This window comes from Methylobacter psychrophilus (assembly GCF_025583945.1).
Lineage (GTDB): Bacteria > Pseudomonadota > Gammaproteobacteria > Methylococcales > Methylomonadaceae > Methylobacter_C > Methylobacter_C psychrophilus.
In genome coordinates, this window is sequence record NZ_JAOEGU010000089.1 from 1 (window position 1) to 7,605 (window position 7,605).

A 7,605-nucleotide genomic window follows, 5' to 3' on the forward strand; every position below is an offset into this window, starting at 1 on the left:
CCCGGATGCTCCTGTAAGTATTGCCGCCAATAAATGCCCCACCGGGGCCGTGATCCGCTTGGCAGTGCGGCATGGGCTTTTTTTGCCACCGAAAAACAGGCGCGCAGGCGTAGCTGTTTGGCGGTTTTCCGGTCGGTTGGTACGCTTAACGGGATAAATTGTGGCCCGGTTTGTCCTCTGCGGAACGCGCCGATATTGCCAAGGTTGCCTTTGGCCGAATCGCTAAATAACGGGCGGGTGATTTTAACCATTGTTACCGTCTTCTTCGGTGATCTTGCGGTTATTGTGCATTAAATTGACTCATTTTTCTGTAATACTAAACCGATAACAGCCCTTGAAGGGAAGGTTGCCGATGGTTTAAAAATCTCCCCTAACCCCTCTTTGCCAAAGAGGGGAACTGTGTAAGGCGTGTTAACCGGGTGCCTTGCCAACATAAACCGTTACCGTTTCGTGATGAGTGACTTTTACGGCATCATTGCGGGCAAAGTACACGCCACGACCGGGCGGAGTGGTGATGACCACGCCTAAGCGGTTGCAGTGGATCGGTTGTTTGAAGGTGTCGCCCAGGCGCGGATTACGCAGCACCTGCAAGCTGTGGGTACATTGCCAGTTATGTTCGGTTTCACTGGCCAACGCCATCGGGTAGATATCGCTTTTTTGCCAGTTGCTGATTAAATAATTTTTGGGCTGAAGCTCGCCTGCCGGTTCCCGGAAAAAATACGGCCAGCAACACCGTGCATACCAGGCAGTGTTGACCCGGAAACTGGCGACGGCTTTAACCTGACTGGCCAAAACCAGCAAAACCGGCCTCATGTCGGTTTTGCTGACGATGACCGGTAAGAAAAACGTCAAGCGTCGCTGCGCAAACCATAAATCCCGCCACACGCCGCCAATCACTTCACCTTGCCAGCCGGGAGCCGGTTGTAAAACCGTGCCATCGCCTGCCGGCGTTGGGTAGGTTTTTGACCAGGTTGTGTAAACACAATCGGTTTGCAGGCGTAAGGGATCGGCATACAGCCCGTTAACCGGGCGCTCATAGGCTTTTATTTCAGGCTCGCCATATTCGGTACGATCACGGCTTGGCGTTAAGGTATGCCAATAGGCAGGTTTAAAATCATAACTTCTGATTTCTGCCAGACGCTGCGCATAAAACAAACTCGGGTTATTGGGTTGCCATTGCTGAACCAACCAACGCGCGGCATCGCGGCGTAGTGTTAACGCAGGATCAAGGGCCGCTGGTATTTGCGCTTGCCGTGCACTGGCTTTTAAGCCGATACGCGGCGTTAACCCGGCATGTTGGCCGGGCGTTGTTAACAACGCGCCGTAACCTGCCAACAAACTGGGCGGGATGTGTTGATGGCTTACCGTAGCCATACATCCGCCACAAACGGCACCGCGACCCGCCAGCGCTGCCAAAATTGCCGGTAAATCCGTTCGGCCAACGCCGCCGAATCAACCGCCAGTGAGGTATCAAAATTACTGATGGCACTGGCTTTGCTGATGTTGTGCGAACCGATAACGACCAGTTGTTTATCCAGCAACAGGATTTTTTCGTGCAGGGTTTTACCGGTGGGCATGATGCGGATTTTCCAGCCGGCGGCCTGTAGTTTACGCGCGGCCTTGGTGTTGAAGGGAATGCGGCGGTTAAGGTTGTGCGGCTGATCGATGATGCAGCGACACGTCAAGCCACGTAGACCGGCCTTAACCAGGCTATCGACCAGATTTAACTTGCCCACCTCCGGTGAACGCCAATGATCGGAAATCATGTAAATCGACAAATGGATGGATGTTAACGCCTGATCGACTTGCTGCACGAACCACGGCGCCCAGTCATCACCGGACAATAAGCGAATATTGGCCTCGGCAACCTGAAAAGCGCTTAACGGTGGCATTAACTGAACTCCAGTTCGGCGCCCAACACCTGCTCGGTTATTTGGCGGCCACAAAACGGGCAAAACTGAAAACCGATATCGGTCATGCCGTTACCGGTTTCGGTTTGAAAATAATGACCACAAGCGGTCTCAAAATCCCATTCGGCCTGAAAACGCCGCCAATGACAACGGCTTGGCTCTGGTAGCTTGATAATTTTTAATTTCATGGCACGACCGGTTGCTGTGGCGGGTTAATATTTTGGGTCTGGTATTCGGAAATGTACAGCTGATAACCGTTGTGGCCGGTATAAACCGCTGCCGCTTTCCAGGTGTTTTTTTGGGCAGTGCTCAAGGCTTGCCAGCCGCTAACCGCCTGAGCAAAACGCAAGGCTTGTGCCTGTTGTGCCTGTGACCGGGTGGCAGGACAGGCACGGATACCATGCACGGTAGTTTTACCGCTGCCGGTACGAAACTCCAGAAGATTGTTAAATTTGCCGGTGGCCGCGACCGAAAACAACGGGCCTTTGACGGTGGCCATTAGTCTTTCTCCCGGGTTTGTTCGTGTAAATGCACGGTATGCATGACCAAGGATTCAACCGCAAAAATCAGCCGTGCGCCCATGTGCGACCCGGTGGACACCAGTGCCGCCGTTAAAAAGCCCTCGGTGCCTGCCGATACCGCCAGAAAATAGGTAATTAAGCCGGCCATCTGGCAATAAAAAATATCCAGAAAAAAACTGCTATACGGCGAGCCCAACGTTTCCCCCTTGCAGATCCGGTTACAGTAGGTGGCCATGCCTGACAACAACGATAACCCGCAAACCCACAGGTAAGTCAGCACTGGCAAAGCTATTTCTGTTGAGAGTTGCATGTTAAAAAAATCCGCTTAAAATTCTTGTTAACCCTGATTTTGTTTAGCGTAATTGCATTTTACTTTTAAGATTTGCCATATTCTGTTTGTTTTTTTCTCGGTCGATTGGTGCTTTTGGTTTTGCCGGTTGCTGTGATCTGTTTACTTTTTCCCGTTCGATTTTTATTTTAAGCCCGGGTGTTGAGTCGAAAGCACCGGAATTTAAACGCCGCACCAAACCTCCAAGCAAGGCAAGCGGTGATGTTTGCACTCTACCGGCCCCGATTGCTGCCGCCAACACATCCAGTACATCCTGTGCTTGTGCGCCGCACGGAACTAAAAGTTGCCGTGCGGCCTGCTGCTCAATAGCGCTTAATTGCCGTGGAAAAACCAATACTTCCGTTATGTTTTCTGGTAATTGGCTTTTTCCTGACACAGAAAAATCATCACTACCACCACTGCTGTTTTTCTTTTGCGCGGTGTTATTAACAAAAGCTGTAGTCGTGGTGGTCTTTCTTTCACTTTCTTTTACTTTTCTTTTGTATGTGTCACGGGTGACCACACTTTTAGCAATAAAACGCTTAAATTTGACCACACTTGGTGTGTCACCGGTGACTACACTTTGTTCTGAAAAATCCCCATTTTTGACCACACTTTGCTCAAAAACCGGATTATTTATACCTGTATTTGTCTTTAAAGTGTGGTCATCCATGATCATACTTACCGGTAAACTGTGGTCACTGATGACCATACTTTCTTGTAGACTGTGGTCACCAGTGACCACAGTTTTTTTTGATTTTTTGCCCTGGCTACTGCTTTTTTCTATTAAATCCCATTCGTCATAATGTTTATTAATCCCGACTGTATGCGTGTATGTGTCAGTGTTACGGAGCAGGATATTTTTTTCAATTAAGGATCTTATTGTTCGCGCAACATTACTTCGTTCAATACCGGTCATTTGCGCTAATTGTGTATTGCCTATGCTGTCTGCTTTTTTATGATATCCGTAAGTTTTTCGTATAATGGCCAATATGATCTGATATTCACATTTACTAAATTCAAAGCGATAAAGTGCTTCAAGAAGTTCGTTTACTATACGGGTGTATCCGTTTTCGGTTTGTGGATTTGACATGGTTAAAAATAGACTTTATGGCTTATTATGCTGCTACTTTTTTCCCCTGATAAAAGAACTTAATAAGTTCTTCTTCTGTAATTGCCCCATTACTCGCTTCGGCCAAGCCTTGTAACAACTTTTTGCGTGGTATTTTGTACCGATTGATTAAATGTGTGTGAATATAATATGCAGTTGTACCCGCACGGCTTGCGTAGTCTTCACGCGCCTCTTTTGTCAATCCTAAAAAATATTCTTTAAACATAATAGCCCCTAATAAAACAAGCCATATATTACCATAAAGATAATAATTTATACAGCGATATTATCACCAAAAAAGTAATATTGTAAATAAAATTTAGTGCTCTACGCTTTTGCAGATATTCCCTTAAAGGTAATAATTAATGTACAATGGACAAATGGATATAATGGATATAACAGAAATTAGAAGAAAAAATGCGCGGCATCTATCGACTGCTGTCGGTGGCATTAATTCTTTTGCTGAAAAAACCGGTAAATCACAATCACAAATTAGTAGTTTGATCGGTAAAAGCCCAATAAAAAATATTGGTAACAAGATCGCGTGCGAAATAGAAACTGCATTTAATAAGCCTAAAGGTTGGCTTGATAATGTGCATCCCGAGTTATATGGCGAAACAGACGATAACCATGAGGAATTGACTGGTGCGGCCAATGACAAGGAGGGCTTAACTAATGAAGCAATTGAATTTGCGCGTTTATGGCAAAACTTACCCTCTGACCAAAGGGCCGTACTTAGTGACACCGCTCAAGCGTTTGTGGATTCTACAAAAAAACAAATCCGTAAAAAACACCCCAAAGGCACGGTAGCCTTTTTGGTAAACAAACAGGGTTAATGCCTGGAATCATGTAGTAGATCTGTAACTACTACATGAGACAACCCACGTAGGGCAGGGTATGTATGAACTGGATAATGGCCGGGCAAGCCTTACAAGTAATTGATTTTTAAGCTCTTGTTAAATAAGCACGGGATTCATAACCCCGGGGTCGGTGGTTCAAGTCCACCTATCGCCACCATAAGAAACAAGGACTTAGGTGTTAACCGAGTCCTTTTTTTATGCCTGAAATTCTCCACGTGACACTCACGTGACATTTGAAAATAAAAAATCATAACAAACCGCAACACTTGCCAGAATTTCAGGCACAAAAAACCGTATTGTTTGCGGTTCTGTTTTAGCGACACAAAAAAACCCCAGTATTATCCAAACTTAATTGATTTCTGTTTTAGCATGCGTAAGTTAGTTGTTATGTTTTTCTGTAAAAGAGTGACTAAATGGATACCGTTACCGGACGGACAGTTTCATTTTAAAATATCAACAGGATTTGAGAGAAGGGATAATTTGGCTATACGCTTAATTTAAGATATAGATACCGAGAGCTTCTTCAATTACTCACCACCATCAACAGGAAAAACACTCAAGTTATTCTGCACTGTGATTCTGAGATTATTTTGCCGGACGACCGCTGCCCAATTTTGGTATTTGCTTGGTGGATCGTAGGTATTACTGGTCGCGTTATATTCACCTTGAATGCCGGTTAGGGATGCCATGGAGTTGGTCGCAGCGGCTTTTACGCCATCGTCAGTAGCACGGGCACCACCATAAAAATCATTGCCGGGCCAGGAGACATTATCCCAGGCCACGACACTGTAAAGCAGGCAGTCACTGTAATCATCACCATCCTCTGCGTAACGGGTTAGCTCACAAAGTTGCGGCTTATCTTGATTACCTTGCATCAGTGGCCTGACGAATAATGATAATGCGGCGAATTCAATACGTTCATTCTGACCTTCGTTGAAGGGGTCGTAGTACACCGCTTTTATATTTGGAAGGTACGTTGCATATTTCTCAAGCAAGAATGTAATAGCCTCCTTGAGATACCCACCCATCTTACCGATAAATGGCCCCGTAAACTGGCCGCAACCCAGCCCGGGAATAGTGATCAGCGCCTTTTTACCTTCGGATTTAGCTTTATCGTTGGCGTATATAAATAATGGCAATAGTCGCCGCTCGTAAAGTGCCTGATAAGAGGCTTGATCAATCTGATCATCCCGTATGATTTCGTGCCAGTCGGCAGGCACATTGCCGGTACCATTTCTCAATAAAGCACCTGGAATGTAAAGCAGCGTTGCCGAAAACGGTGTCGTATGCACTTTGGGTTTGAAGTGTTTGCTATCGTCATAAACTATTACGCGGGTAGCCACGCCAATATCACCAAGTATCGAAAGTTCAGTTTGATTCCAGTCCTTGCCATCACCGTAAACGGCACTTTCTGCGAAAATTAGTGGTGGCTTGGTTGCGACGAGATGTTCAATGAAGGTTTCAGTACTGAGGCTTACTATATTCTTGCCTTGCAATTCTCGCTACAGATAGCAACCTGCTGGCGATGACGGAATGAAGGCAAGTTCAATACGATAGGCTTCGGCTTTTTTGTAGGCTTCCTGATGCATTAAGATGTGATAAGGCGTCATTAGGGTGTCTTTGTTGGCAGTTTAAAATGAGAGATTTAATGATCGACAGCTCCGCAACGGAGTTAATCTTAAATGTGAATTAAGAGCTGAATAGAAGCCAGAACACTAGTTGGTTCTGGATTTATTGGTTTCGGGGCATGCCGATTATTTAGTGACGGGTGATGATGATTTATTAACGTTAAATCCATTTTATGGTATCGAGATTATTTCTTATCGTATTTTCCAAGATTCCCTTTCAGATATTTAGCATTAACATAAAATGGTTACAAATTGAGACGGGATACTGAGCAGCCAAATGATTCGCTAAGTGCTAAAAAGTCCGTCATTCCCGCAGAGATGCCGGAATCAAGTCATAGGGATGTGAATCTGTAGTTTGTCATAGACCCTAAATCATGCGGTAATGTTATCGTAAAATTACCCTCCCTGGCACTGGATACCTGCATCCTTGTCGGTCTGACGGCGTCGCCTTACGTGGTGAGTCTGTTGAGCTATGAACGACCCTTCGATAAGTTTAGGGCTTATGCGGTTAAGTCTTGTGGCTTGTCCCGGCTTAGGCGGGTAGCCGATAATTGACAAGGTACATACATGTTTAATTTGTTTTTGAGATAGGGTAATGGAACGCTGCAAAAGTTGAGTTGTAATTTTCGTTTATCTTGTGTCAGGTAATTAATAATAATTTGGAGTAAGCAGTGTGACGTTATCTAATGTGGTTCATTTGCCCACCGCGCAAGAAGCAGAAGAAGCTAAAATAACCAGCCGCGCTTTATCAAAATATGCCCATAACGAAAGGCTTCATTTAAAAATAGCCAGTAATAATAATGAATCAGAAGATTTAATGTTACCGGGCTATGCTATAAATTTGTTGCTCACCATGTTGACGGAAATGTCCAAAGGCAATGCCATAACGGTTATGCCAATACATGCAGAATTGTCTACTCAGGAAACGGCAGAATTGTTAAATGTAAGTCGGCCACATTTAGTTTATTTGTTGGAGCAGGGCAAAATTCCATTTAGAAAAGTGGGTACGCATCGACGCGTTTTGGCTAAGGATGTGTTCGAATATAAGCAACGAATTGATGAAGCACGACTCAAAGCTCTCGATGACTTGGCTGCCCAAGCTCAAGAGCTGGGCATGGGGGATGCCAAGGGAGGCGACATTGATCTGTATATTGAGCCGCAAACGCAAAAAATCGCCGATTTAATTATTGCGAAATTACATTTTCTCAAGGATTTACATAAAAAAATCGGCGAGCAAAAGATTGATG

Annotated in this window: 11 protein-coding genes and 1 tRNA gene; 3 read left to right on the forward strand and 9 right to left on the reverse strand. The window is 45.2% G+C overall.

The window, feature by feature from the left end; genetic code table 11:
* The 8 genes from N7974_RS19645 to N7974_RS19680 all read right to left on the reverse strand — a co-directional run.
* The coding region (locus tag N7974_RS19645) for a hypothetical protein (protein WP_262967235.1) at positions 1 to 251 on the reverse strand (251 nt) is incomplete at its 3' end.
* 160 nt (positions 252 to 411) lie between these two features.
* Positions 412 to 1,374, reverse strand: a complete 963-nt coding sequence (locus N7974_RS19650) for a hypothetical protein (protein WP_262967236.1) — start codon at positions 1,372 to 1,374, stop codon at positions 412 to 414.
* Positions 1,362 to 1,892 carry a phospholipase D-like domain-containing protein gene (locus tag N7974_RS19655; RefSeq protein ID WP_262967237.1) on the reverse strand — a complete coding sequence of 177 codons (531 nt, stop codon included), beginning with the start codon at positions 1,890 to 1,892 and terminating at the stop codon, positions 1,362 to 1,364. The genes N7974_RS19650 and N7974_RS19655 overlap by 13 nt, the downstream gene beginning before the upstream one ends.
* Positions 1,892 to 2,098 (reverse strand): hypothetical protein, encoded by a 207-nt coding sequence (locus N7974_RS19660; protein WP_262967238.1) that lies wholly within the window; start codon positions 2,096 to 2,098, stop codon positions 1,892 to 1,894. Before N7974_RS19660 ends, N7974_RS19655 begins: the two co-directional genes overlap by 1 nt.
* A complete protein-coding gene (locus N7974_RS19665) occupies positions 2,095 to 2,409 on the reverse strand; it encodes a hypothetical protein (RefSeq protein ID WP_262967239.1) in 315 nt (104 codons plus the stop codon). Before N7974_RS19665 ends, N7974_RS19660 begins: the two co-directional genes overlap by 4 nt.
* Complete coding sequence (locus N7974_RS19670; RefSeq protein WP_262967240.1) at positions 2,409 to 2,741, reverse strand: phage holin family protein; 333 nt, start codon at positions 2,739 to 2,741, stop codon at positions 2,409 to 2,411. Before N7974_RS19670 ends, N7974_RS19665 begins: the two co-directional genes overlap by 1 nt.
* 43 nt (positions 2,742 to 2,784) lie before the next feature.
* Entirely contained in the window at positions 2,785 to 3,852 is a 1,068-nt protein-coding gene (locus N7974_RS19675) for a replication protein (protein ID WP_262967241.1), read from the reverse strand.
* 25 nt (positions 3,853 to 3,877) lie between these two features.
* A complete protein-coding gene (locus N7974_RS19680) occupies positions 3,878 to 4,096 on the reverse strand; it encodes a hypothetical protein (RefSeq protein ID WP_262967242.1) in 219 nt (72 codons plus the stop codon).
* 139 nt (positions 4,097 to 4,235) lie between these two features.
* Between N7974_RS19680 and N7974_RS19685 the strand changes: the two genes are divergently transcribed.
* Both N7974_RS19685 and N7974_RS19690 read left to right on the forward strand, forming a co-directional pair.
* Positions 4,236 to 4,706 (forward strand): hypothetical protein, encoded by a 471-nt coding sequence (locus N7974_RS19685; protein WP_262967243.1) that lies wholly within the window; start codon positions 4,236 to 4,238, stop codon positions 4,704 to 4,706.
* A gap of 53 nt (positions 4,707 to 4,759) precedes the next feature.
* A tRNA-Met gene (locus N7974_RS19690) sits at positions 4,760 to 4,887 on the forward strand.
* 370 nt (positions 4,888 to 5,257) lie between these two features.
* On the opposite strand, the gene N7974_RS19695 is transcribed toward N7974_RS19690, so the two are convergent.
* Positions 5,258 to 6,226: a hypothetical protein gene (locus tag N7974_RS19695; RefSeq protein WP_262967244.1), complete on the reverse strand. Its 969-nt coding sequence runs from the start codon at positions 6,224 to 6,226 to the stop codon at positions 5,258 to 5,260.
* A gap of 805 nt (positions 6,227 to 7,031) precedes the next feature.
* On the opposite strand from N7974_RS19695, the gene N7974_RS19700 reads away from it, so the two are divergent.
* Positions 7,032 to 7,605, forward strand: a 574-nt coding sequence (locus N7974_RS19700; RefSeq protein WP_262967245.1) for a helix-turn-helix domain-containing protein, incomplete at its 3' end; no start/stop codon positions are given.